Annotated in this window: 22 protein-coding genes; 21 read left to right on the top strand and 1 reads right to left on the bottom strand. The window is 62.0% G+C overall.

Features of this window, described 5'->3' with window-relative positions; genetic code table 11:
- Window positions 1-4: 4 nt before the first annotated feature.
- The 20 genes from ABLE71_RS22220 (at window position 5) to ABLE71_RS22315 (ending at window position 22,347) form a co-directional block, all read left to right on the top strand.
- The gene (locus ABLE71_RS22220) at window positions 5-1,384 is read left to right on the top strand and encodes an MBL fold metallo-hydrolase (RefSeq protein ID WP_348785671.1); all 1,380 of its coding nucleotides are present in this window, start codon (window positions 5-7) and stop codon (window positions 1,382-1,384) included.
- Entirely contained in the window at window positions 1,381-2,892 is a 1,512-nt protein-coding gene (locus ABLE71_RS22225; protein WP_348785672.1) for a thymidine phosphorylase family protein, read from the top strand. Before ABLE71_RS22220 ends, ABLE71_RS22225 begins: the two co-directional genes overlap by 4 nt.
- Complete coding sequence (locus ABLE71_RS22230; protein ID WP_348785673.1) at window positions 2,889-3,800, top strand: ribose-phosphate diphosphokinase; 912 nt, start codon at window positions 2,889-2,891, stop codon at window positions 3,798-3,800. The genes ABLE71_RS22225 and ABLE71_RS22230 overlap by 4 nt, the downstream gene beginning before the upstream one ends.
- A gap of 70 nt (window positions 3,801-3,870) precedes the next feature.
- Complete coding sequence (locus ABLE71_RS22235; RefSeq protein ID WP_348785674.1) at window positions 3,871-4,578, top strand: ABC transporter ATP-binding protein; 708 nt, start codon at window positions 3,871-3,873, stop codon at window positions 4,576-4,578.
- A 4-nt stretch (window positions 4,579-4,582) separates the two neighbouring features.
- Window positions 4,583-6,946, top strand: coding sequence for an FtsX-like permease family protein (locus ABLE71_RS22240; protein WP_348785846.1), 2,364 nt, complete (start codon window positions 4,583-4,585; stop codon window positions 6,944-6,946).
- A 3-nt stretch (window positions 6,947-6,949) separates the two neighbouring features.
- Entirely contained in the window at window positions 6,950-8,167 is a 1,218-nt protein-coding gene (locus ABLE71_RS22245) for an HlyD family efflux transporter periplasmic adaptor subunit (RefSeq protein ID WP_348785675.1), read from the top strand.
- Between the two features lie 472 nt (window positions 8,168-8,639).
- Window positions 8,640-9,251 (top strand): Spy/CpxP family protein refolding chaperone, encoded by a 612-nt coding sequence (locus ABLE71_RS22250; protein WP_348785676.1) that lies wholly within the window; start codon window positions 8,640-8,642, stop codon window positions 9,249-9,251.
- Window positions 9,252-9,282: 31 nt separating this feature from the next.
- On the top strand, window positions 9,283-9,816 hold the full coding sequence (locus ABLE71_RS22255) for an SRPBCC family protein (protein WP_348785677.1): 534 nt from the start codon (window positions 9,283-9,285) through the stop codon (window positions 9,814-9,816).
- Window positions 9,817-9,830: 14 nt separating this feature from the next.
- Window positions 9,831-12,215, top strand: a complete 2,385-nt coding sequence (locus ABLE71_RS22260) for a phosphoketolase family protein (RefSeq protein ID WP_348785678.1) — start codon at window positions 9,831-9,833, stop codon at window positions 12,213-12,215.
- A 22-nt stretch (window positions 12,216-12,237) separates the two neighbouring features.
- Window positions 12,238-13,434 (top strand): acetate/propionate family kinase, encoded by a 1,197-nt coding sequence (locus ABLE71_RS22265; RefSeq protein WP_348785679.1) that lies wholly within the window; start codon window positions 12,238-12,240, stop codon window positions 13,432-13,434.
- A gap of 279 nt (window positions 13,435-13,713) precedes the next feature.
- Entirely contained in the window at window positions 13,714-16,230 is a 2,517-nt protein-coding gene (locus ABLE71_RS22270) for a heavy metal translocating P-type ATPase (protein ID WP_348785680.1), read from the top strand.
- Window positions 16,231-16,238: 8 nt separating this feature from the next.
- On the top strand, window positions 16,239-16,637 hold the full coding sequence (gene cueR, locus ABLE71_RS22275) for a Cu(I)-responsive transcriptional regulator (RefSeq protein WP_348785681.1): 399 nt from the start codon (window positions 16,239-16,241) through the stop codon (window positions 16,635-16,637).
- Window positions 16,634-17,194 (top strand): cytochrome c, encoded by a 561-nt coding sequence (locus ABLE71_RS22280; protein WP_348785682.1) that lies wholly within the window; start codon window positions 16,634-16,636, stop codon window positions 17,192-17,194. The genes cueR and ABLE71_RS22280 overlap by 4 nt, the downstream gene beginning before the upstream one ends.
- A 202-nt stretch (window positions 17,195-17,396) precedes the next feature.
- A complete protein-coding gene (locus ABLE71_RS22285) occupies window positions 17,397-17,834 on the top strand; it encodes a YqaA family protein (RefSeq protein ID WP_348785683.1) in 438 nt (145 codons plus the stop codon).
- A 160-nt stretch (window positions 17,835-17,994) separates the two neighbouring features.
- Complete coding sequence (locus ABLE71_RS22290; RefSeq protein ID WP_348785684.1) at window positions 17,995-18,354, top strand: hypothetical protein; 360 nt, start codon at window positions 17,995-17,997, stop codon at window positions 18,352-18,354.
- An 83-nt stretch (window positions 18,355-18,437) separates the two neighbouring features.
- A complete protein-coding gene (locus ABLE71_RS22295; RefSeq protein WP_348785685.1) occupies window positions 18,438-18,671 on the top strand; it encodes a hypothetical protein in 234 nt (77 codons plus the stop codon).
- Entirely contained in the window at window positions 18,668-20,125 is a 1,458-nt protein-coding gene (locus ABLE71_RS22300; RefSeq protein WP_348785686.1) for a TolC family protein, read from the top strand. Before ABLE71_RS22295 ends, ABLE71_RS22300 begins: the two co-directional genes overlap by 4 nt.
- Window positions 20,126-20,142: 17 nt before the next feature.
- A complete protein-coding gene (locus ABLE71_RS22305; protein ID WP_348785687.1) occupies window positions 20,143-21,504 on the top strand; it encodes a copper oxidase in 1,362 nt (453 codons plus the stop codon).
- A 43-nt stretch (window positions 21,505-21,547) separates the two neighbouring features.
- Window positions 21,548-22,036, top strand: coding sequence for a cupredoxin family protein (locus tag ABLE71_RS22310; RefSeq protein WP_348785688.1), 489 nt, complete (start codon window positions 21,548-21,550; stop codon window positions 22,034-22,036).
- Window positions 22,037-22,062: 26 nt separating this feature from the next.
- On the top strand, window positions 22,063-22,347 hold the full coding sequence (locus tag ABLE71_RS22315) for a copper-binding protein (RefSeq protein ID WP_348785689.1): 285 nt from the start codon (window positions 22,063-22,065) through the stop codon (window positions 22,345-22,347).
- Window positions 22,348-22,420: 73 nt separating this feature from the next.
- Here the strand turns inward: ABLE71_RS22315 and ABLE71_RS22320 are convergent, their stop codons facing one another.
- Entirely contained in the window at window positions 22,421-22,786 is a 366-nt protein-coding gene (locus tag ABLE71_RS22320; RefSeq protein ID WP_348785690.1) for a hypothetical protein, read from the bottom strand.
- A gap of 164 nt (window positions 22,787-22,950) precedes the next feature.
- Between ABLE71_RS22320 and ABLE71_RS22325 the strand changes: the two genes are divergently transcribed.
- Complete coding sequence (locus ABLE71_RS22325; protein ID WP_348785691.1) at window positions 22,951-23,295, top strand: hypothetical protein; 345 nt, start codon at window positions 22,951-22,953, stop codon at window positions 23,293-23,295.
- Window positions 23,296-23,360 lie beyond the last annotated feature (65 nt).

Here is a 23,360-nt window from a genome sequence, read left to right on the forward strand (position 1 = left end):
GCCTATGAATTCCCCAACTTCGCTTCAATTTCTCGGCGCCGCCGGAACTGTAACCGGATCGCGGTACCTCCTCGAAACGGATGGACACCGCGTCCTCATCGACTGCGGTCTGTTTCAGGGCTACAAGCAGCTGCGTGATCGCAATCGCGCGGCATTTCCGGTGCCGCCTGAAACGATCGACACGGTGCTTCTCACCCACGCGCACCTCGATCATTCCGGCTACATTCCCGCGCTCGTGCGCAATGGCTTTCGCGGCAAGGTGATATGCACTCCTGCCACCGCAGAACTGTGCTCGCTTTTGCTTCCGGACAGCGGCCACCTTCAGGAAGAGGAAGCACGATTTGCCAAGAAACGGGGCTATTCCAAGCATGCAGACCCTCAGCCACTATACACTCTGGAAGATGCCAAGGCCTCACTCGAACACATCGCGACCCAGGACTTCGACAAGGAATTCGAAGTCGGGCGCGGCATTCGCGCCCGCTTCCTTCACGCGGGGCATCTTCTTGGCGCCTCACAGATCAGCGTCGACATTGCCGGAACAAACGTGCATTTCAGCGGTGACCTCGGACGTCCGCAAGACCCGCTGATGCGGCCACCCCTTCCGCTGGTTGAAGCCGACATACTGGTTTGCGAGTCCACTTACGGCAACCGCAGACACCCACGTATTGACGCGGAAGCGGAGCTTGCGCCGGTGATCCGGCGCGTCGCCGGCCGAGGCGGCGTGATCGTAATACCGGCTTTCGCGGTAGGCCGCGCACAAGGCATCCTGCTGCAAATCGCGCGCCTCGAACAGCGCGGCGACATCCCGACCGTGCCCGTTTTCCTCAACAGCCCGATGGCGATCGACGCCACGGATATCTACCACCGCTTTCATGACGAGCACCACGTCAGTCTCGAGGAATGCCGCGCGATGTACTCGATCGCGACGCTGGTGCGATCGGTCGAGGAATCGAAGGCCCTGAACCTCAGGCGGGGGCCGATGATCATCGTGTCGGCGAGCGGCATGCTCACGGGCGGACGCGTGCTACACCATCTTCAGGCCTTCGGATCGGATGCACGCAATGCGATCCTGCTCTCCGGCTTCCAGGCCGGAGGCACGCGAGGTGCGGCTCTGGCGGCCGGCGCCGACCATCTGCGGATATTCGGACAAGACGTGCCGATCCGCGCGGAAGTCGTTCAACTCGAGAGCTTTTCCGGTCACGCGGACGCCGACGAAATTCTCGACTGGATGCGGAGTGCCCGCCGCGTGCCCAGAATGACCTACCTCACGCATGGCGAACCGGATTCCGCCGATACGCTGCGTGGCCGCGTCATTCGCGAACTCAAATGGCAGGCGCGTGTCCCGGAACACCTCGAGCGGATCGATCTGGAGCAGCCTGCATGAGTGACGCCCATAGCCGGTTGCGTCTTGTCCGAGCCGGCATCGACACCTATCAGCAACCCGTCGTTTACATGCATCGCGACTGTCGCGTCTGCCGTTCCGAAGGCTTTACGGCGCTCACCCGGGTTTTGGTGCGCAGCGGCGATCGCGAGCTGGTCGCCACGCTCAACGTTGTTGTCGACGACCGCCTCGACCTCGACGTCGCCGCCTTGTCCGAAGCCGCCTGGGCATTGCTCCAGCCAAGCCCCGAAGCATGGGCCCTCTTTAGTCACCCCGAACCGCCCGCGTCGGCGCCGGCTTTGCGGGCGAAGGTCTTCGGCCAGCGGCTCAGCGAGACGGATTTCCTCGCCATCATGCGCGACACCGTCAACAACCGTTTGTCAGACATCGAACTGACGGCATTCGTCACGGCATGTGCCGGCGAACGGCTCGACGAACAGGAAACGATCGCGCTCACCAAAGCGATGCTCGCGGTCGGAGAGCGGATCGACTGGGGCAGCGGCGCGGTGCTGGACAAGCATTGTGTCGGCGGCCTTCCCGGAAATCGCACCACGCCCATCGTCGTTGCGATCGTTGCCGCCGCCGGCCACCGGATCCCAAAGACGTCCTCACGTGCCATCACATCTCCTGCCGGCACCGCCGACGCGATGGAGGTGATGGCGCCTGTAGCGCTCGATCTCGATGCCATGCGAAACGTGGTCGAGCGCGAAGGGGGCTGCATCGTCTGGGGTGGAAATGTCAGGCTGAGCCCAGCCGACGACATTTTGATCCGCATCGAGCGTCCACTCGACTTCGACAGTGACGGACAACTCGTGGCTAGCGTCCTTTCGAAGAAAGCCGCTGCGGGCTCGACCCATGTGCTGATCGACATTCCCGTCGGACCGACCGCCAAGGTGCGTTCCGTCGCAGCGGCAGCTTCTCTTGAGGCAAGACTCCTTGCGACGGCACAGGCGCTCGGACTTAACCTCTCGGTGCTGCGCACCGATGGCCTCCAACCTGTTGGCTACGGCATCGGTCCGGCTCTTGAAGCGCGAGACGTGTTGAGCGTGCTGCGCAATAACGCAGAAGCGCCTCGCGATCTCCGCAGCCGAGCGCTCGATCTTGCCGGGGCATTGCTTGACGCCGCGCCCGGAGCCGTGCCCGACAAAGGGCGGACCATTGCGCAAACGCTGCTCGACAGCGGCGCCGCCTATCGCAAATTTCTCGCGATCTGCGAGGCACAGGGCCGCTTTACCGAGCCGAGCGCGGCCCCGCACACCAGTCCGGTTCTCGCCAACCGAACCGGCCAGATCCAGGCGATCGACAACCGGCGGCTTGCAAAGGTTGCCAAGCTCGCCGGCGCTCCGGGCAGCGCCACCGCTGGAATCGAATCCCGCTTTCGGATTGGCGACAGCATCCAGGCCGGTGAGCCGCTGTTTCACATCCATGCCCAATCGCCAGGAGAGCTTGAATACGCATTCGATTATGCTTCGGCTCATCCGGACATATTCGAGATCGGGGTCATACAATGACCCGCGTGCTCCTTCCTTTCCCGCTGCAGCTTACGATGGCCGACGCAATAGCCCCTTTGCTGGGCGCGCGAGTCGGACGGCTGGATTGGCGCCATTTTCCGGACGGTGAGTCCCTCATCACAATCGAAGACGGCCTGGACGGCTTTGATGTCGCGCTTGTCGCCAGTCTGCGCAATCCCGATGAACTCGCCCTCCCGCTGCGGTTTGCCGCCGCAACAGCGCGCGAGTTCGGCGCTCGCTCGGTCGGACTTATCGCGCCGTATCTAGCTTACATGCGCCAGGATAAACGGTTTAATCCCGGAGAGGCTGTTAGCGCGCCCTTGTTCGCACGATTTCTCGAAGAGAGTTTCGACTGGCTGCTGACAGCGGATCCCCATCTGCACAGAAATCCCGAGCTTTCTAAGCTGTACCACATCCCGGTCCGTCGGGTGGCCACGGCGCCGCTGATCGCCGACTGGATCCGTGACAACGTCGCCAACGCGGTCCTGATTGGCCCAGACAGCGAAAGCGGCCAATGGGTATCCGACATCGCCAACCGTGCCGGCGTTCCCTATCAGGTGCTGACGAAGATCCGCCGGGGCGACCGTGACGTCGAGGTGAGCCTTCCTTCGATCGATGCGGCTCGCGCTCGAGCCCCCGTCATTATTGACGACATCGCCTCGTCCGGGCGGACTGCGATCGAAACCCTCGGTCACCTGAGGCGGTTGGGGCTTCCTCCGGCCATATGCGTCGTCATCCATCCCGTATTCGCGGAGGACGCCTACGCACAACTACTCGCGGCCGGGCCTGCCCGGGTCGTGAGCACGGACTCGATTCCCCATCCATCAAACGCGATTTCCCTAGCCGGACTTTTGGCCCAGGCCAGCATAGAAATGTTCGAAGACGCTTCGCCGAAGGAAAGATGGTGACCACAATGCTCGCAGACCTGCATGTCCCCAAATGGATCGACGTCGCACTGCGCGAGAACGGATAGCGACCATGTCCGATACCGTTTTCACAGCGAAAGCACTGACCAAAACCTATGTCTCCGGAGAAACGCAGGTGCTTGCCCTGCGCGCGGTGGACCTGGAAATCTTTGCTGGTGAATTGGTCGTTCTGCTCGGCCCGTCGGGCAGCGGGAAGTCGACCCTCCTCAACATCATGGGCGGACTTGACCACGCCACAACCGGCCAATTGTACTTCAGGGACCTTGAGCTGACCAACCTCGATGATCGAGGCCTTACAGCCTATCGCCGCCAGCACGTCGGCTTCGTGTTCCAGTTCTACAATCTGATTCCAAGCCTGACAGCTTATGAAAACGTTGCACTGGTGACCGAGATCTCCGATCACCCGATGCGTCCCGACGAAGCCCTCACGCTCGTCGGGCTCGAGGCGCGCATGCACCACTTCCCGGCACAGCTCTCGGGCGGCGAACAGCAACGCGTGGCTATTGCCCGGGCGATCGCAAAACGGCCTGAGGTGCTGCTCTGCGACGAGCCGACAGGCGCCCTCGATTCGAAGACAGGGATTCGGGTGATCGAGGCGCTGCTGGGCATCAATGCACAGCTCGGCACCACGGTGCTCATCATAACGCACAACGCCAGCATCCAGGATGTCGCCGACCGCGTCTTGTTCTTCGCCGACGGTCAAATCTCCAGAATTCACAAGAACGAGGCGCGCCGAACTGCCGCCGAGCTTGTCTGGTGATCTGATGCGCACCCTGGATATCAAGCTCTTTCGGGATCTTGTACGGCTGTGGGCCCAGGCGCTTGCGATCGCTCTCGTCATTGCCGGCGGAGTGGCAACCCTCATTCTGGCTGTCGGCTCCTACCGGTCCCTCGACGAAACGCGTGCCGCCTACTACGAACGCTACAGGTTTGCGGACGTCTTTGCCACGGCGCGGCGTGCGCCGAGAACCCTTGTCGACCAGATCGCGGAAATTCCAGGCGTTGCCGGCGTCGACGCGCGCATCGTCAAGCTCGCCCTACTCGACATACCGAACTATTCCGAACCCGCCACCGGACAAGTCCTTTCGCTGCCAGAGATCGGTGAGCCCGCGCTCAACCAGCTCTATATGCGAGAAGGTCGCGCGCCGGAACCGGGACGGGCCGACGAGGCCGTTGTCAACGAGGGCTTTGCCAAAGCCCATGGCTTCGCGCCGGGATCCCGCTTCTCGGCAATATTGAACGGCCGCAAGCGCGAACTGGTGGTTGTCGGCATCGCCTTGTCTCCCGAGTTTATTTACGCCGTGGGGCCGGGCGACATCATGCCGGACGACCGCCGCTTCGGTATCATCTGGATGTCGGAGAGGGCGCTTGCCAGCGTCTACGATCTCGATGACGCGTTTTCATCCGTGGCGGTGAAGCTGTTGCGGGGCGCTTCCGAACGCGACGTTATCATGCGCCTCGACGCGATACTCGACCGCTACGGTGGACGTGCAGCTTACGGACGGAAGGACCAGACCTCCCACGCGTGGCTCGACCACGAACTCGACATGCTCAGCAATATGAGCCGGACGCTGCCGCCGATTTTCCTTCTGGTGTCGGCATTCCTGGTCAATCTCACTCTCACTCGACTCGTAGCCCTGGAGCGCGAGCAGATCGGGCTCATGAAAGCGTTGGGATACCGCAACGCCAGCATCGTCACGCATTACCTCAAGTTCGTCATGGTCATCGCAGCCACCGGCATAGTGATCGGCGCCGCAACGGGCACGTGGCTGGGGATACGGATTACCAATCTATTCGGAGACTTTTTCCATTTTCCGTTTCTCGTGTTCACCAGAAGCCCGGATCTCTACGTGGTCGCCGCGGCGTTGAGCCTCATTGCCGCGGCGATAGGCGCTCTCCGCGCCCTTCGTGATGTCGTGAGGCTGGCGCCGGCCGTCGCGATGCAGCCGCCTGCGCCGCCGCGCTTTCGGCGGCTGCTGCCCGCCGATTTCACGTTCGACAAGTTCGTCTCGCAACCGACCATGATGATGTTGCGCAACATCACGCGCCATCCGGTCAGGTCTTCATTCACGATGCTCGGAATGGCGCTCGCGACGGCGATCCTCGTTGTTTCGCTTTTCACCCGCGACACGATGGAGGAACTCATCGATGTGACATTCTTCCTAGCCGATCGGCAGGACGCTACCGTCAGCTTCGTGGAAAAACGCCCGCAGGATGTTGTCATGCAGATCGCGCGGCTTCCGGGTGTTCTCGCAGCTGAGCCCTCGCGGGAGGTCCCGGTCCGCATACGGAGCGGAACCGTCGAGCGTCGGATCGTGATCAGCGGCAGGCCGCGCGACGCTGATCTCAATCGCATTATCGGCGCTGACCTGCGACCCGTCGTGCTGCCGGACACGGGTTTGGCGCTTTCCAGCATGCTCGCTCAGGTCCTTGGGGTCGAACTCGGCCAGTCGGTCGAGATTGATCTGCTCGAAGGGACGCGGCGGACCGTCTCTCTTCCTGTGACAGCACTAATCGAGGACTATTTCGGCATCCGGGGCATGATGGATGCCGATGCGCTCGCCCGCCTCATGCGCGAAGCACCGACGGTGAACAGCGTCAATGTGAGCCTCGACGGAAGCGCACGCGACATGTTCTACGCCGCCGTCAAAGGCATGCCGGTCGTCAGCGGTTTGGCTTTGCAGCGGGTCTCGCTGGCGAATTTCCGCGGGGCGATAGCCTTGCTTATCACGACTATGGCGGGCATCTACACGGGCCTTGCGGCCGTCATCGCCTTCGGCGTTGTCTACAACAGCGCGCGAATTTCGCTTTCGGAACGCGCCCGCGAGTTGGCCAGCCTGCGTGTCCTCGGCTTCACCCGGGGCGAAGTGTTGCGCATCCTGCTTCTCGAACTGGCGCTGCTGACGTTGCTCGCGCAGCCACCGGGTTGGGTCATGGGCTACGGCCTTGCCTGGATCATGCAAACCAACCTGGCCGGCGAATTGATGCGGGTGCGCCTTGTCGTTGAGCAGCCCACCTATGTCTTCGCCAGCGCGATCGTGATTGCCGCAGCCGTGCTTTCCGCACTCGTCGTACGCCGGCGCATCAACAAACTGGACCTTGTCACCGTTCTCAAGACGCGAGATTGAACCATGCGTACGATTTCGATGAAGCGAACCGTGGGGGCTGTGGCCTTGGGGGTGTTGGCCGCCGGCGCGGTCTGGTTCGCCTGGCCACGGCCGATCGCGGTGGACCTCGCAACAGCGACGAAAGGACCTATGGAGGTCACGATCGACGACGAGGCCAAGACACGCGTACGCCACGTGTATGTTGTGTCCGCGCCGATTGCCGGAAAGGTCCTCCGAATCTCTCCTCCACGCCATGTCGGGGACCAGGTTACCGTCGACGAAACGATGGCCGTGATGCAACCGACCGTACCGAGCTTCCATGATGCCCGCACGCATGAAGAGCTGCAGGCGGCGCTGGCGGCAACAGAAGCGGCAATGACACTCGCCGAAGCCGAAACGCGCCGGATCGAGGCGGCGCTCAGATTTTCGCGGACGGAACTGCAAAGGGCGGAAGCGCTTGCGCGGACCGAGGCGATCTCGGCCAAAGTCCTGTCCAAAGCGAGATTCGACGTCGAAACCAATGAGGCCGCCTTGGCGAGCGCCAAGGCGCAGGTCGAGGTCCGGCGCAACGAACGCGCAGGCGTTGCGGCCCGACTCAGCGAGCCGTCGGGCGCCCTCCCGCAATCGGACCCGGCCTGCTGCATCCAGATACGCGCCCCAGTGACCGGAAGCGTCCTGAAGATCATTCAGGAGAGCGAAGCGGTGGTGCAAGCAGGCGCCCCGTTGATCGAGATCGGCGACCCACGCGACCTCGAGATCGTCGCCGACCTCCTGTCGACCGATGCTGTCCGGATCAAGCCCGGCGCACCAGTTCGGATCGATGGCTGGGGCGGATCACCCATCCGTGGCCGGGTGACACGGGTAGATCCGGCGGGGTTCGTCAAGGTCTCCGCCCTCGGTATCGAGGAACAACGGGTCCGCACGATCATCGATTTCGTCGATGCTCCCGAAGCATGGCCGCAGCTCGGTCACGATTACCGTGTGATCGTGCATGTCACGATCTGGAGCGCGCAGGACGTGCTGATGGTGCCGGTCGCGGCTCTCTTTCGAAAGGGCGAGGACTGGGCTGTCTTCGCGGTGAGAGACGGCGCCGCACGCGCCTCTGCCATCAAGATCGGACAGCGCAACGGCCGAATGGCCGAGGTGCAGTCCGGTCTCGCCGCAGAAGATCGCGTCGTGCTGCACCCAAGCGACAGGGTCAAGGACGGCGTGACCGTGGCCGAGCGGGATACGTTAGAGTGAAAGGCAATGTCATGCCGCTCCTGATGGCGCATTCAGCTGCTGCCGTTTTCGCCGGGATTCGGTACCGATTTGATCTGGGACAAGCTGGGCCGCTCAAGTCCCGGTTATGGTGGACCATAGAACGAACCTGCGTACATCCCGGGGGAAGGACCAAATCGGTTGAGATCGGCTGCGATCCTACTTCGATCGAAACCCTCGGTCACTTGAAACGGCTCGGCCTGTCTCGGGCCGTTTGTATCGTCATCCGTCCCGTGTTCGCAGAGGACGCCTACGCACAACTGCTCGCGGCCGGGGCTGCTCGAGTTGTGAGCACGGACTCGATTCCCCACCCCTCGAATACGATTTCGATCGCTAGTTTGCTGGCCAAAGCCAGCGCTGAACTATTCGGAGACGCTCCGCCGAAGGAGAGATCGTGACCAGAATGCTTGCTTGCTTTGAAACATCTCCACACTAGCCAAGAAGGAAGACAACCATGACATCCCTGCTCAAGGTGCTGGCTGCAGCCGGCATGCTGCTGAATCCAGCAATGTCCTTTGCCGAGGACGCGCATCACCCGCCGTCCGGAACGGAAGAAGCACCCGCCGTGGAGACGGCCCCGAAGGAGGCCGCACCTGACGCGATGCCAGGCGGCCACGGCGGAGACGCTGGTGGTATGACGATGGGCGGGGACATGATGAAGATGATGAAGGAGATGATGGGCAGCCATGCCACGATGATGCGAGGCATGATGTCGACGGACGGGATGACGGACGGCCCGATGGGGCAGATGATGTCGCCGGAGCACGTCGAAGGCCGGATCGCCTTCCTGCGCATGGAGCTGAAGGTGACGGACGGGCAGGAGCCGCTCTGGGAGGCGGTCGCTGAAGCATTGAGGGAAAGCGCGCGCGCATCGGAACACATGATGCAGCAGGGGGCTGCATCACAGACGCTGCCATCGGCGCTCGAAGGACGGGAGCGGTCACTATCTGCCCACCTTGAAGCCGTCCGTCGTCTGAGAGCCGCCGTCGAGCCGTTCTATGCCGCCCTCGATGAGACGCAGAAGGCGACCGCGGACAAGCTCATGGAACCCATGGGTATGATGTGAAAGGTGCCGGCCCGCGCAAGGAGCATTCCCGATGCCGGAGTTTCCGTTTTACGCCGAGTCGCGGGTCGGCGTGGACGCATCTCCCGATGCTGTATTCGCTTTCCTCGACGACCACCGGAATCTCTCCGCGCACATGGAGCAGAAATCCTGGATGATGATGGGCTCCAGGATGGACATCCACCTTGACGAGGGTGGCGCGCGTTCCGTTGGCTCCAAGTTTGGTTTCACCGGGAGCTTCCTCGGCATTCCGCTGTCCGTGGAGGAGATAGTGACTGAACGCGACCCACCGCGGCAGAAGGCGTGGATCACGGTCGTCGAACCGACGCTTTGGGTCATCGGACGTTACCGGATGGGGTTCAGAATCGTGCCCCAATCCGGTTCGTCGGTGCAGACGGTCTTCATCTGCTACGATCTGCCGCAGCGTTTTCGGACACGATGGCTCGGCTGGCTTCTAAGCGGCTTCTACGCGAAATGGTGCACCAACCAGATGGCCGGCGACGCCGCACGGCATTTTCGTCACGCAATCGCTAGGATTGAAAAGTCAAATACGCCCGGCACACACTGACGAGGACGACCAGGATGACGAACCAATTAGTAACGGGCACCCCCGCGACCCTTTCTCGGCAAGAGCTCACGGGAATTGACGCGTACTGGCGGGCAGCGAACTACCTCACAGTGGGGCAAATATACCTGCTCGACAATCCACTGCTGCGAGAGCCGTTGCGGCTCGAGCACGTCAAGCCACGCCTACTCGGACATTGGGGAACTTCGCCGGGCCTGAATTTCATCTATGCCCATCTCAACCGGGTGATCCGCCTCCGCGATGCGGACATGATTTACATATGCGGTCCGGGTCACGGCGGCCCTGCAATGGTCGCCAACACCTATCTTGAGGGTACGTATAGCGAGCTCAATCCTGACATCTCTCTGGACGAGGTGGGGTTACAGAAACTCTTCCGCCAGTTTTCGTTCCCTGGTGGCATTCCGAGCCACGCCGCGCCTGACGTCCCAGGATCGATCAACGAGGGTGGCGAACTCGGCTACGCGCTGTCGCATGCCTATGGGGCTGCCTTCGATAATCCGGAACTGATCGTTGCCTGCGTTGTCGGCGACGGCGAAGCGGAGACCGGGCCTCTTGCGGCGGCCTGGCACTCGAACAAGTTCCTGAGTCCGGCGAACGACGGCGCCGTGCTTCCGATCCTTCATCTAAACGGATACAAGATCGCCAACCCAACCATTTTGGCCCGTATCCCGACGGACGAACTGCGCTCGCTTCTGGTCGGCTATGGTCACGAGCCGCTATTTGTCGAAGGCGACGAGCCGGCGGAGATGCACGAACGAATGGCCTCGGCTCTCGACGAAGCCATCCAGAAGATTCGCGCTATCCAGGACGCCGCGCGCAGCGGAAAACCTCTGGCGGGACGTCCGAATTGGCCGATGATCGTGCTGCGGAGTCCAAAGGGGTGGACCGGGCCGAAGGAGGTCGACGGGCTGAAGACGGAAGGCTTCTGGCGCTCGCACCAGGTGCCCCTTTCCGGCCTCGCCGACAACCCGGACCATCTGCGACTGCTGGAGGAATGGCTCCGAAGCTATCGGCCTGACGAGCTCTTCCAGAATGACGGCAGCCCCGTCGCGGCAATCGGCGCAACGACGCCAACCGGAACGCGACGCATGAGCGCCAATCCCCATGCCAACGGCGGCGTTTTGCGAAAGACGCTGTCCATGCCGGAGCTCGGCCCGCACGCTGTAGAGGTCAGCAAACCCGGAGCGGAAAAGGCGGAGGCTACACGGGTGATGGGCGGCTTCTTGCGGGCTGTGATGCAGGCGAACGAGGTGGCGCGCAATTTCCGTATCGTCGGTCCTGACGAGACCGCTTCGAACCGCCTCCAGGACGTTTTCGAAGTCACCGAGCGCGCCTGGATGGAGAAGATCCTACCGGAGGATGTCCACCTTGGGCGGGATGGACGCGTGCTCGAAATACTGTCAGAGCACACCTGCCAGGGCTGGCTGGAGGGCTACCTTCTCACCGGAAGGCATGGCCTGTTTTCCTGCTACGAAGCTTTCATCCACATCGTGGATTCCATGTTCAACCAGCATGCGAAATGGCTTGATGCGAGCCGCGACATCCCGTGGAGGCGTCCGGTATCGTCACTGAACTATCTGCTGACCAGCCATGTCTGGCAGCAGGACCACAATGGCTTCAGCCATCAGGACCCAGGATTCGTCGACGTTGCCCTGAACAAGAAGGCGGATATCGTCCGCGTCTATTTTCCTCCGGACGCCAACACACTGCTGAGTGTCACGGACCATGTGCTGCGGACCTGGGACCGCATCAACATCATTGTCGCCGGAAAGGCTCCCGCCTGGCAGTGGCTGTCACTGGACCAGGCGAGAGTGCATTGCGAGGCCGGGATCGGCATCTGGGACTGGGCCTCGGGGTCAGGCGAACCCGATGTCGTGATGGCGTGTGCCGGAGACATTCCGACCGTGGAAACGATGGCTGCGGTAGGCATCCTGAGGGAGCATTTGCCCGAACTGACCGTGCGGGTCGTCAACGTCGTCGACCTGATGACCTTGCAGCCACAGGAGGTCCATCCGCACGGCTTGGCGGACCGCGAGTTCGATGAGCTGTTCACAGCGAACAAACCCGTCATTTTCGCCTATCACGGCTACCCTTGGACCATTCACCGGCTTACCTACCGACGAACGAACCACGCCAACTTTCACGTCCGTGGCTTCCATGAGGAAGGCACGACAACCACGCCCTTCGACATGACGGTGATGAACGGTCTGGACCGTTACCATTTGGTGCAGAGCATCATCGACCGGACGCCGGCAGCGCACGCGAACGGCGCCGGCCTGAAGCAGATGATGCAGGCAAAGCTGCTCGAACATCACGACTACATCAGGGCACACGGGCAGGACATGCCCGAAGTGCGGGACTGGAAGTGGACTGCGCCTTGAGAGGGTCTGGTGAGGTCCCGGGATGACTGCCGCGGTCCTGGTACTGAACGCGGGCTCGTCCAGCCTGAAGTTCGCCGTGTACGAACGGCGCGAGAGTCTTCCGCTCGTCCTCAAAGGCAGCGTGTCGTCCCTTCGCGCCAATCCACGCCTGAAACTGTCTACCGGGAACGCAGTGGAGGAAAAGAGTCTCGGCAGGGAATCGCTGGAGATCGGAGCCGCAGTCGAGGTCGTCGCGGCCGAAATCGGCGAATGCGGCTCCGGTCATCCCGTGGCGGCGGTCGGACACAGGATTGTTCACGGCGGGCGGGACTTCATCTCTCCCATGGTGCTTGACGAGCCGGTTGTCGAAAGGCTGCGCGAGTTGATCCCGCTGGCCCCGCACCATCAACCGGAGAATCTGCAAGTCGTCGACCTTGCAAGGAATCTGTTCCCCGAAGCCGTCCAGGTCGGCTGCTTCGACACCGCGTTCCACGCGGCGCGTCCGAAGATCGCCAAATCCTACGGCTTACCGCGCGCACTCACCAATTCCGGGGTCCAGTCCTATGGCTTTCATGGGCTATCCTACGCCTACATCTCTTCCGAGCTTGGTAAGCTGTATGGGCCGGAGGCGGGAGGCCGGGTCATCGTGGCGCATCTCGGCAGCGGCGCAAGCCTCTGCGCGATGCTCGGCGGCAAGAGCGTTGCCACGACGATGGGGTTCTCCACCCTTGACGGGCTGGTGATGAGCACGCGATGCGGATCGCTCGACCCTGGCATCGTCATTTACTTGCTTCAGAACCTGAAAATGCCAATTGAGGAGCTATCGGCGCTTCTTTACGACCGGTCAGGGCTGCTCGGCATATCTGGAATTTCGGGAGACATGGCGACATTGCTGGAAACGGAAAGTTCCTCTGCTGCCGAAGCCGTCGATCTCTTCGTCTATCGCGCCGGGCGTGAAATCGGCTCTCTTGCAGCCGCCATAGGAGGCCTGGATACATTGGTTTTCACGGCTGGAATCGGCGAGAACTCCCCAGCAATACGCGAGCAAATCTGCGCGTCCGCTGGCTGGCTCGGCGTAAAAATCGATCCGGAAAGCAACAAGCAGAATCTGGCGCGCATTGGTTTCCCAGATTCGGCGGTCGACGTGCTCGTGATCCCGACCGACGAAGAACGGGCCATAGCTGAACAGATACTTTCGATCAGCCGATCACGAACAGCTATTCTCGCTAACGACTGCTAGGTTGTAAGGCCAGGCCGCCGCCTGGCGCCTGCGATTGACCGCACACCAATCGTCCAATTTTCTGGTTGTCGGCAGAGTGATCCAGGCCCAGCCGTCGAGCGAAAAGGGCATCTATCTCGACCTCAGTGTGCGCAAAGCTTGCAGCATCCCGCAGCAACCCTCGGGGACGTGCCGGCCATATCGCGGCAGAAGGTAGAGATCATTTTGCAGAATATCACTTGACCTTCCAGTAACTGGAAACCCTATGTGGAAGGGGAGTTGCCCGTTTAGGAGTGCCCCATGACCGACCATCACGATGACGCTGCCCGCACCGACGTATCACATGGCTCGTGCTGTTCCTCGCACGCGTCGGCCGCTACCTCGATCGTCGTCATCCGTGATCCGGTCTGCGGCATGACGGTCGATCCGGTCGCGGGAAAGCCTTCGGCGACCTTCGGCGGCGACAGCTATCATTTCTGTTCGGAAGGCTGCCGGACGAAATTCATGAAGGAGCCGGAGGCCTTTCTCAAGGCGACCGATCCGGTTTGCGGCATGACCGTCGAGCGCGCCACGGCGAAGCATTTCGCGCGCCACGAAGGCAAGGGTTTTTATTTCTGCTCGGCCGGCTGCAAGGGTAAGTTCGAGGCCGACCCCGGCAAATATCTGAGCGGCCGGCCGGAGCCTGAACCGATGCCGAAGGGCACGCAATATACCTGCCCGATGCATCCCGAAATCATCCGCGACAAGCCCGGCTCCTGCCCGATCTGTGGCATGGCGCTGGAGCCGATGGGCGTGCCGACAGGCGATGAGGGGCCCAATCCGGAGCTGATCGATTTCACCCGCCGTTTCTGGGTAAGCGCGATCCTGTCAATCCCTCTGCTTTTGATCACCATGGGACCGATGCTCGGTCTGCCTTTTCGCGACTGGCTGGGCGAATGGCCCGCGGCCTGGATCGAGTTCGCACTGGCGACTCCGGTGGTGCTCTGGGCCGCGGTGCCGTTCTTCCACCGCGGCTGGGACTCGATCGTCAACCGCAGTCCGAACATGTGGACGCTGATTTCGATCGGCGTCGGCACGGCCTATCTTTACAGTGTGGTTGCGACGTTGTTCCCGAATCTCTTTCCACACCAGTTCCGCGGCCATGGCGGCGCCGTGCCGGTCTATTTCGAGGCGGCCGCGGTCATCGTCGCGCTCGTCTTCCTCGGCCAGGTGCTTGAACTGAAGGCAAGGGAGCGCACCGGCTCCGCCATCCGCGCGCTGCTCGACCTGGCGCCGAAGACGGCGCGGCGGATTGCGGCGGACGGTTCTGAGACGGACGTGCCGCTCGACGAGGTGCAGGTCGGCGAGCGGCTGCGCGTGCGGCCCGGCGACAGTGTGCCGGTCGACGGCACCGTGCTCGAAGGCCGCTCCTCGGTCGACGAATCGATGCTGAGCGGCGAACCTGTTCCGGTCGAGAAGACCGCTGGCGACCCAGTCACCGGCGGCACGCTCAACAAGAACGGAACGCTCGTCATCCGCGCCGAGAAGGTCGGCGCCGATACGATGCTGTCGCGCATCGTCGAAATGGTCGCCAAGGCGCAGCGCTCGCGCGCGCCCATCCAGGGGCTTGCCGACCGTGTCTCCTTCTACTTCGTGCCCACTGTCGTTCTCGTGGCGATCATCGCCTTCATCGTCTGGGCCATTTATGGGCCGCAGCCGAGCATGGTCTTCGCCATCGTTTCAGCTGTCTCGGTGCTGATCATCGCTTGTCCCTGCGCGCTTGGCCTGGCGACGCCGATGTCGATCATGACCGCCACGGGGCGCGGCGCGCAGGCCGGCGTGCTGATCAAGGAGGCGGAAGCGCTGGAACGCTTCTCCAAGGTCGATACGCTGATCGTCGACAAGACCGGCACGCTCACCGAGGGCAAGCCGGAGCTGACGGATGTCGTCGGGCTAGACGACTTTGCCGAAGCCGAACTGCTCGGACTTGCCGCCAGCCTGGAAAAGGGTTCGGAGCATCCGCTGGCCGAGGCGATCGTCGATGGCGCGCGGGAGCGCGGCGCAGAAATCGGTGACGCCGGCGACTTCGAGGCCGTCACCGGCAAGGGAGTCCAAGGGACCGTCAAGGGTCGCGCTGTCGCGCTCGGCAACGCGCTGCTTATGGACGATCTGGGCATCGGCCTGGAGGCGGCGAACGAGCATGCCGATGCGCTGCGATCCGATGGCAAGACGGTGATGTTCGTCGTTGTCGATGGCAAGCTCGCCGGCTTGGTCGCCGTCGCCGATCCGATCAAGGCGACGACGGTCGAAGCGATCCGCGCGCTGCATGAAAGCGGGCTCAGGATCATCATGGCGACGGGCGACAATGAGCGCACCGCGAAAGCGGTCGCGGCGAAGCTCGGTATCGACGAGGTGCGCGCCGACATGCTGCCGGAGAGCAAGAAGGCGCTGATCGACGAACTGCATGCGAAGGGCGCAGGCGTCGCGATGGCCGGCGACGGCGTCAACGACGCGCCTGCCTTGGCGGCGGCCGATGTCGGCATCGCCATGGGCACCGGCGCCGACGTGGCGGTGGAGAGCGCCGGCATCACGCTGGTCAAGGGCGACCTCAACGGCATCGTCCGAGCGCGGCGGCTGTCGCAGGCGACGATCCGCAACATCAAGCAGAACCTGTTCTTCGCCTTCGTCTACAACGTGCTCGGCGTGCCAGTGGCGGCGGGTATCCTCTACCCGGTCTTCGGCACGCTGCTGTCGCCGATGATTGCGGCAGCAGCGATGAGCCTTTCGTCAGTTTCCGTGATCGGCAACGCGCTACGACTTCGTTCTTTGAAACTTTGAGGTTTGAGATGAACATTGGAACCGCTGCGGAAAGATCGGGCCTGCCACCCAAGACCATTCGCTATTACGAGGACATCGGGCTGTTGACCCCCGACCGCTCGGAAAACGGCTACCGGGATTATTCGACGGCCGACGTCCACCGGCTGCGGTTCCTGCAGCGCTCGCGCAGCCTCGGCTTCTCGGTCGAGGAATGCCGGCAGCTCCTCTCGCTCTACGGCGACAAGGAGCGCGAGAGCGCGGATGTGAAGGCTATAGCGAAAGCCAAGCTCGCCGAAATCGACCGGAAACTTGCGGAACTCGCCGGACTGCGGGACATGCTTCGGCATCTGGCCGACCATTGCAACGGCGATGACCGACCTGATTGCCCGATCATCGACGGCCTTGCGGGAAGCGGCACGGTTCAGTGAGGCGCGTCCCCGTCATCGCAGCAGTTCTTGTCATCGCCGGACTCGCGGCCGGGACGGCGCTCCCGGAGACAGCCGTCGCGCCTGTAGTGGCCGAGCGCCAGGCGTCGATGAAGGCGATGGCGAACGCCGCCAAGACGATTTCCGGGATTTTTGACGGCAAGTTGGCCTATGACGCCGCGGTCTTCAAGGAGGCGGCCGAAACCATTCGCCGCCGGTCCGGAAGCGCCATGGTCGTCGCATTTCCAGCGCACTCGCTTGGCGAACCCTCGGCCGCTAAGGCGGATATCGGTCAGTCGCGCGAAGAATTCGCCGCGCTTTCTCGCCATCTCGAAAGCCTGGCGGCGGCGCTGTCAGAGGCGGCCGACGACGCACCCGGAGGCATTTCGGAAGCCATGCGGATGAAGCCTGGAATGACGATGGGCAGCAGCCTTCTCGGAAAGCGGGCTGGCGGCGTGGCCGAGGACGATCCTTCGAAGATGCCAGCCGAACATCTGTTCCACCTGATGCTGCAAGACTGCACGAACTGCCACACCAAGTTCAGGGAGAAGCGGCAGTAGGGAGGGAATCGGCCTCATTCAACGCTGGACTAGGTGAGTTGGACAGCGAACCGACTGGACAGCAATGTTCGTACCGCCGGCTCATACACTCCCATATCGGGCATCACACGACCAACGACAACGTCGAGGAGAAGGGCCGAGGCGGACTGATGGTCCAAATCAATGTTCAATCCTGAAGCCCGCTCGGCAAGGCGAAACATAGATGGACCTCTTTGCTGCTTACGGCGGTCTGTTTGCTGCGGCCTTCGCCGCGGCGACCATCCTTCCGGCGCAGTCGGAGGCCGCCCTTGCAGGGCTCCTAGCGACGGGTTCCTTCTCGCCGGCAATGCTGGTTCTTGTCGCCAGCATAGGAAACATCCTTGGTTCGATGGTGAACTGGGCTCTTGGTCGAGGGGTCGAACGCTTTCGCGACAGGTCTTGGTTTCCTGCCCGTCCCACGGCGCTCGACCGCGCCGCGGGTTGGTATCGCCGCTATGGACGATGGTCCCTCCTGTTGAGCTGGGCCCCGATCATCGGCGATCCGCTGACCGTGGTCGCGGGGATGTTGCGCGAGCCTCTATGGAGCTTCGTCGCGATTGTTGCCGTCGCGAAGGTTGCGCGCTACCTGGCTGTCGCCGGAGCGGTTCTGAACCTGATGTAAGTGACGATTCAGCGATAAACGCGCAGCTCCGTTCACTTTTGGTTGCACTGCAACAAACTCACCGCGATCCGCCTTGACAAATCAAGCGAACAATTGTCCCAAGGGCACGATGAGGAAGCTTGGTCGAATCTCGATTTTGGGAAACATACCGCTCCGAGCAGTGCTGGCGATCGTGTTCCTGGTCATGTCGGCTCTTCAGCCCGGTTTGTTTGCCACGGCCAGTGCCTCGGGTTTCCACAGCGACGCGGGGATGGATCTCCCTGCCGAAGACCACTCCCACGAGATGGGTGGTCACGACCACGGCGCCGCTGCCGACGACGTGGATATGTCAGGGCACGATCACGGTACCAATTCCAGCGAGAAAAGCTGCGAAGTCCATTGCGCGCCGGCCAATGCCGTGCCGGTCGATTGTCCCGACCTAGAGCGCGTTGTCTCGCGCTGCTTTGCGGCCGTCGTTGCCGAAGTTTCGGCAGGCGGCGAGTACACCGCCCATATAAGACCTCCCAGACCCCTGAGCTGACGCGCCTCTCTGGGGCGTTCGCGCGCAGCGTCCGGAATCCGTTCCGGCGCGGCCAAACGCATACGTCAAGCTTCAGGTCCACAATGAAAATCGCAAATCTCGCGGTCCTCGCATCGCTGTTCGTTGCCGGATGCGCGGCAACCACGCCGCCGGACATCCTTCCGGCCTTCAATGCGGCCGATCCGGTGATGGGCATCCGCGATACGCACTATCACTCGGTCATCGTCGACTATCACCACCGGGAGCCCGTCGATCCGCAGAATTGGCGGCGTCTCAATGAGGAGCGCTCCCCTTCGAAGCCGGGAGCCGGATCATGAAGCGCCGGTTCCTGACCATGGCTGGGGTCGTAGCCATCCCGCTGATCGCTGCCGGATGCGCGACCAACGGGGCCCTTGAGGGTATTTCCGACCCGATGGCCGGCTTCACGACAGTCGAGGCCCGCGCCGAATCCGTAACCGGCAAGAAAACGGTGTGGGTGCAGTCCAGCGAGGAGGCGAGGGGGGTCTCAGAGCGCGTGAAAAGTCTCGTCCAGGGGAAGACGATCGGTCCGGACCTTGCGGTGCAGGTCGCTCTGCTCAACAACAAGGGCCTGCAGGCCGCGTATGCCGAGATCGGCCTGTCGGCGGCCGATGTCTGGCAAGAAGGGATGCTCGTCAATCCTACGATCTCGGTCGGCATGATTGGTGTCGATCCAGTGAAAACGATCGAAGGGGCGGTGGTCAGCAACATCCTTGCGCTGGCGACCCGTGAACGGCGCGTCGCTGTTGCGGATGCGCGCTTCCGTCAGGCCCAACTCCGCGCTGCCGAAGAAACGCTACGACTCGCCGCCGATACGCGGCGGGCCTGGATCAATGCGGTATCGGCCTGGGAAAGCGTTTCCTATTTGAATCAGGCGCAAGCCGCCGCGGATGCTGCTTCGGAACTCGCTCAAAAACTTGGCGAGACAGGCGCTTTCACAAAGACCGGCCAGGCCCGCGAACATGTTTTCTACGCCGAGATCGTCGGCCAGGCGGCGGAGGCGCGTCTTGCGGCCCGGACCGCCAAGGAAGAGCTCACCCGCCTCATGGGTCTTTGGGGGCCAGACGTTGATTATTCGGTCCCGAACGCACTCCCAGGGTTGCCGAAAGGTGCCAAGGCCAGGCGCGCCATCGAGGCCGAGGCGCTTAGAAACCGCGTCGACCTTGAGATCGCAAAGCTTGAGCTGGAGGCGCTGGCGAAATCCTACGGTCTGACCGAGGCGACCCGCTACGTCACCGACCTCGAGCTGCTCACCGGCGTGGAGGTGGAACGCGAGGAATCGGAGGAAGGCGGAACCGAGACGAGCACTTCACCCATCCTGGAAGTCGAGTTCGTCATCCCGATCTTTGACACCGGGAAGGCGCGGATGCGCAAGGCCGAGCTTGCCTACATGCAGGCTGCAAACCGGATGGCGGAAAAGGCGGTCAACATCCGATCCGAGGCGAGGTCTGCCTATGACGCTTACCGTTCGACCTACGACATCGCTCGGCACTATCGGAACAGTGTCGTGCCGCTGCGAACAAAGATCGAGGCGGAGTCGGTCCTCACCTACAACGGCATGATCACCAACACGTTCGAGCTACTCGCGGACACCCGCGCGAAAATCAGCGCGATCATGCTTTCCCTCAATGCCAAGCGCAATTTCTGGCTGGCCGACGTCAACCTCGGAACCGCCATTCATGGCGGTGGCGGGAGCTCGCCCGCAGGCGGCGAAGTACCTGCCGCAGCCGAAGCAGGCGCCGAAGGCCACTAAACTCTAAGGAGAAGAAAATGCTTTCAAGACGTCAGTTGCTAGGCGCGGGAGCCCTGCTCGCCGGCGCCACGGCATGGACCAAAACCTCGGCGATGGGCTTGCCGGATGCGGCCGTCATGGAGTCACCGGATATGCAGCCGCCGATCTTCCCGACGAGCGGGCCTGACTACCAGCCGGTGGTCACTCTCAATGGTTGGACCCTTCCGCATCGCATGAACAGCGGCGTGAAGGAATTCCACCTCGTCGCCGAGCCCGTCGAGCGGGAACTGGCACCGGGCTCGACCGCGTATCTGTGGGGCTACAACGGTCAGTCCCCCGGTCCGACGATCGAGGCAGTCGAAGGCGACCGTGTCCGCATCTTCGTGACCAACAAGCTTCCCGAGCACACCACCATCCACTGGCACGGCATGATCCTGCCAAACGGCATGGATGGTGTGACCGGCCTTACACAGCCCGGAATCCCGCCCGGCAAGACATTCGTCTACGAGTTCGACCTCGTGAAGAGCGGTACCTTCATGTACCACCCGCACGCCGACGAGATGGTCCAGATGGCCATGGGCATGATGGGTTTCTTCGTCATTCATCCGAAGGACCCGAAGTTCATGCGGGTGGACCGCGATTTCGTGTTCCTGCTGAATGCTTTCGACATCGAGCCGGGGTCGTACGTCCCGCGCATCATGGAGATGACGGACTTCAATCTTTGGGCCTGGAACAGCCGCATCTTTCCGGGGATCAGCCATCTTCCAGTGGCGAAGAACGACCGCGTCAGGGTCCGGGTGGGCAACCTGACGATGACCAACCATCCGATCCACATGCATGGTTACGACTTCGAGGTGACCTGCACCGACGGCGGCTGGGTCCGCCCGGAGGCGCGGTGGCCGGAGGTATCGATCGACATCCCCGTCGGCGCCATGCGGGCGTACGAGTTCGACGCCAAATACGAAGGTGACTGGGCGATCCATTGCCACAAGTCGCATCACACCATGAACGCCATGGGTCACGACGTGCCCACGTTCATCGGCGTCGACAACTCGAAGGTCACCGACAAGATCCGCCGGGTCCAGCCCGAATATATGGCGATGGGTGACCGCGGCATGGCCGACATGGGCGAGATGGAGATGCCGCTTCCTGACAACACGGTCCCGATGATGACCGGCTGGGGGCAGTTCGGCGCTATCGAAATGGGCGGGATGTTCTCGGTCGTGAAGGTGCGCGAAGGCCTGTCCGCGAACGACTACGCCGATCCTGGTTGGTACCAGCACCCGGAAGGAACCGTGGCCTACGAGTGGACCGGGGATGTTCCCGCTCCAGCGAAATCAGGCGACGCAAAAACGATGGCTCCGCAAAGAGAGCACGGCGGCCACGGAAAACAGGGATGAGAAACCGAAACCCCCAACCTCAACAAAAGAGAGAATGTGCAGAATGAAACGCATATTAGCAGCGGCCGTTTTGATGGCGGTCAGTTCCGGAACAGCTCTTGCCACTGGAACCCACGCCGGAGGCCATGGAGACGAAACCGCCACGATGGCAATCGGCAAGCCTGGAAAGGCGGGCAAGGCAAAGCGAACCGTCAACATCACGATGTCGGAGAGCGACGACGGCAAGATGATGTTCCAACCGGCTGTGCTCAAGGTGAAGCAGGGCGAAACCGTTCGTCTGAAGTTCATCAATAAGGGCGAGGTCGACCACGAGTTCGTCATGGACGTCCATGAAGGGATCATGGAGCACAAGGCGCTGATGGAGAAGTTCCCCGAGATGGAGCATGCCGACCCCAATTCCATTCGGCTGGCGCCGGGCGCCGGAGGCGAGATCGTCTGGACCTTCGCCAATGCCGGCGAATTCGGTTTCGCCTGCCTGATTCCGGGTCATTACGATTCCGGCATGAAAGGCGATATCAGCGTCGCCCACTAACCCTCCAAACCGCAAAGGAAGCAGCCATGAAACCATTGGTAAAGGCACTCTCGACCCTGGTGCTCGCGCTCGCCATCGGCGGGAGCGCGCTCGCACAGGAATACGTGAAAGGCGAAGTCGTCAAAATCGACGCCAAGCAGAAGAAGCTGACGATCAAACATGAGCCGCTGGAGAATCTCGATATGCCCGCGATGACGATGGTGTTTGTCGTCGCGGAGGACGCCATGCTCGAGAAAGTCAAAGCGGGTCAAGCGATCGAGTTTACAGCCGACCGCGTCAACGGACGCATCACGGTCACTGGTATCAAGTGATCCGGGAATGGAGCCGCGGGTTGAAATCAACCCGCGGCCGCGGTCTGATCGGGCAATACCGCGGGCACGAGCGTCACGATGAGGGAGCCGCGCAGAATGTTATCCAGAGGCTTTCTTTCCAGTCATCGTGTGCGGAGCGGCTCAGAGGAATAGCCATGGGATACTTCCGCGCGCCCACACTCACGTATGCGGGATAATTACAGCGAACGCGTGCACGATGCTTTCCGGTGTCTTCATATCTTACAGCGCCGGTCGCGTCCGTCTCGGCCAAGCCAATAGCGACTTCAAAGTCATAATCGCTATCTTGCGAGACACTATTGTTCAGGACGCTGAGCTGGACCGACGTGGCATCTGGAAAATTGGCAGTGTAAAATACCACTTGCTCCGCCATTGAGGGCGTAGCCACCATCACGCCGGCAAGAAATGCAATGGCGCGCATCTCCTCCTCCCGAGGATCGAAAACGACACTATCATCTATCGCACGGATATTCGAATCGAATCTCTGTTTCGGCAGGGGGGGCCGCGTCGTGCGCGGTTTCACAAGAAGGTCATAAATCCCGGAAACACTATCGCGCGATGGCTGCCTATGCCAAAGTGTGACTAATGACGAATTCGTTCGGCTTCGGAAGGATGCTGTTGCTGCTGGTCGTGTTTGGCCTGGCCTTTGCACCTTTGGGAGCTTCGCCTTCGGGTGCTTCTGTCGCCGGGTCGGGTTTGTCGATGCCGGACGACATGCCATGCTGCCCCGACGGCAAGCCAATGGTGCCGGACTGCGGCAAGGATTGCCCGCTGGCCGTTTTGTGCGTGTTGGGGGTGGTCACCGCCCCGCTTCCCGAAACGCTCTCCTTCCTTCTCCCTGCGCCGGTCGGAGACGATTTCCTGAACGGCAGAGACGTGATCCTGCCCTCGCTCGTCGGGGAACCGCCCCCGAGACCTCCCAAAGTCTGACTGGCAAATAGGCGCGTTTAGCGCCGGAACCCGTGCGGGCGAATACTGCGCGGGCCGTTCGCATG

Source organism: Mesorhizobium sp. KR9-304 (genome assembly GCF_040049215.1).
In the GTDB taxonomy this organism is placed as follows: domain Bacteria; phylum Pseudomonadota; class Alphaproteobacteria; order Rhizobiales; family Rhizobiaceae; genus Mesorhizobium_K.

Bases quoted from the DNA above. Each gene is read 5' to 3' on its own strand.
- cueR (WP_348785681.1), top strand. From the start codon at position 16,239: ATGAACATTGGAACCGCTGCGGAAAGATCGGGCCTGCCACCCAAGACC.
- ABLE71_RS22225 (WP_348785672.1), top strand. From the start codon at position 1,381: ATGAGTGACGCCCATAGCCGGTTGCGTCTTGTCCGAGCCGGCATCGAC.
- ABLE71_RS22255 (WP_348785677.1), top strand. From the start codon at position 9,283: ATGCCGGAGTTTCCGTTTTACGCCGAGTCGCGGGTCGGCGTGGACGCA.
- ABLE71_RS22250 (WP_348785676.1), top strand. From the start codon at position 8,640: ATGACATCCCTGCTCAAGGTGCTGGCTGCAGCCGGCATGCTGCTGAAT.
- ABLE71_RS22295 (WP_348785685.1), top strand. From the start codon at position 18,438: ATGAAAATCGCAAATCTCGCGGTCCTCGCATCGCTGTTCGTTGCCGGA.
- ABLE71_RS22315 (WP_348785689.1), top strand. From the start codon at position 22,063: ATGAAACCATTGGTAAAGGCACTCTCGACCCTGGTGCTCGCGCTCGCC.
- ABLE71_RS22285 (WP_348785683.1), top strand. From the start codon at position 17,397: ATGGACCTCTTTGCTGCTTACGGCGGTCTGTTTGCTGCGGCCTTCGCC.
- ABLE71_RS22305 (WP_348785687.1), top strand. From the start codon at position 20,143: ATGCTTTCAAGACGTCAGTTGCTAGGCGCGGGAGCCCTGCTCGCCGGC.
- ABLE71_RS22245 (WP_348785675.1), top strand. From the start codon at position 6,950: ATGCGTACGATTTCGATGAAGCGAACCGTGGGGGCTGTGGCCTTGGGG.
- ABLE71_RS22235 (WP_348785674.1), top strand. From the start codon at position 3,871: ATGTCCGATACCGTTTTCACAGCGAAAGCACTGACCAAAACCTATGTC.
- ABLE71_RS22220 (WP_348785671.1), top strand. From the start codon at position 5: ATGAATTCCCCAACTTCGCTTCAATTTCTCGGCGCCGCCGGAACTGTA.
- ABLE71_RS22230 (WP_348785673.1), top strand. From the start codon at position 2,889: ATGACCCGCGTGCTCCTTCCTTTCCCGCTGCAGCTTACGATGGCCGAC.
- ABLE71_RS22260 (WP_348785678.1), top strand. From the start codon at position 9,831: ATGACGAACCAATTAGTAACGGGCACCCCCGCGACCCTTTCTCGGCAA.
- ABLE71_RS22265 (WP_348785679.1), top strand. From the start codon at position 12,238: ATGACTGCCGCGGTCCTGGTACTGAACGCGGGCTCGTCCAGCCTGAAG.
- ABLE71_RS22325 (WP_348785691.1), top strand. From the start codon at position 22,951: ATGACGAATTCGTTCGGCTTCGGAAGGATGCTGTTGCTGCTGGTCGTG.
- ABLE71_RS22300 (WP_348785686.1), top strand. From the start codon at position 18,668: ATGAAGCGCCGGTTCCTGACCATGGCTGGGGTCGTAGCCATCCCGCTG.
- ABLE71_RS22310 (WP_348785688.1), top strand. From the start codon at position 21,548: ATGAAACGCATATTAGCAGCGGCCGTTTTGATGGCGGTCAGTTCCGGA.
- ABLE71_RS22240 (WP_348785846.1), top strand. From the start codon at position 4,583: ATGCGCACCCTGGATATCAAGCTCTTTCGGGATCTTGTACGGCTGTGG.
- ABLE71_RS22270 (WP_348785680.1), top strand. From the start codon at position 13,714: ATGACCGACCATCACGATGACGCTGCCCGCACCGACGTATCACATGGC.
- ABLE71_RS22320 (WP_348785690.1), bottom strand. From the start codon at position 22,786: ATGCGCGCCATTGCATTTCTTGCCGGCGTGATGGTGGCTACGCCCTCA.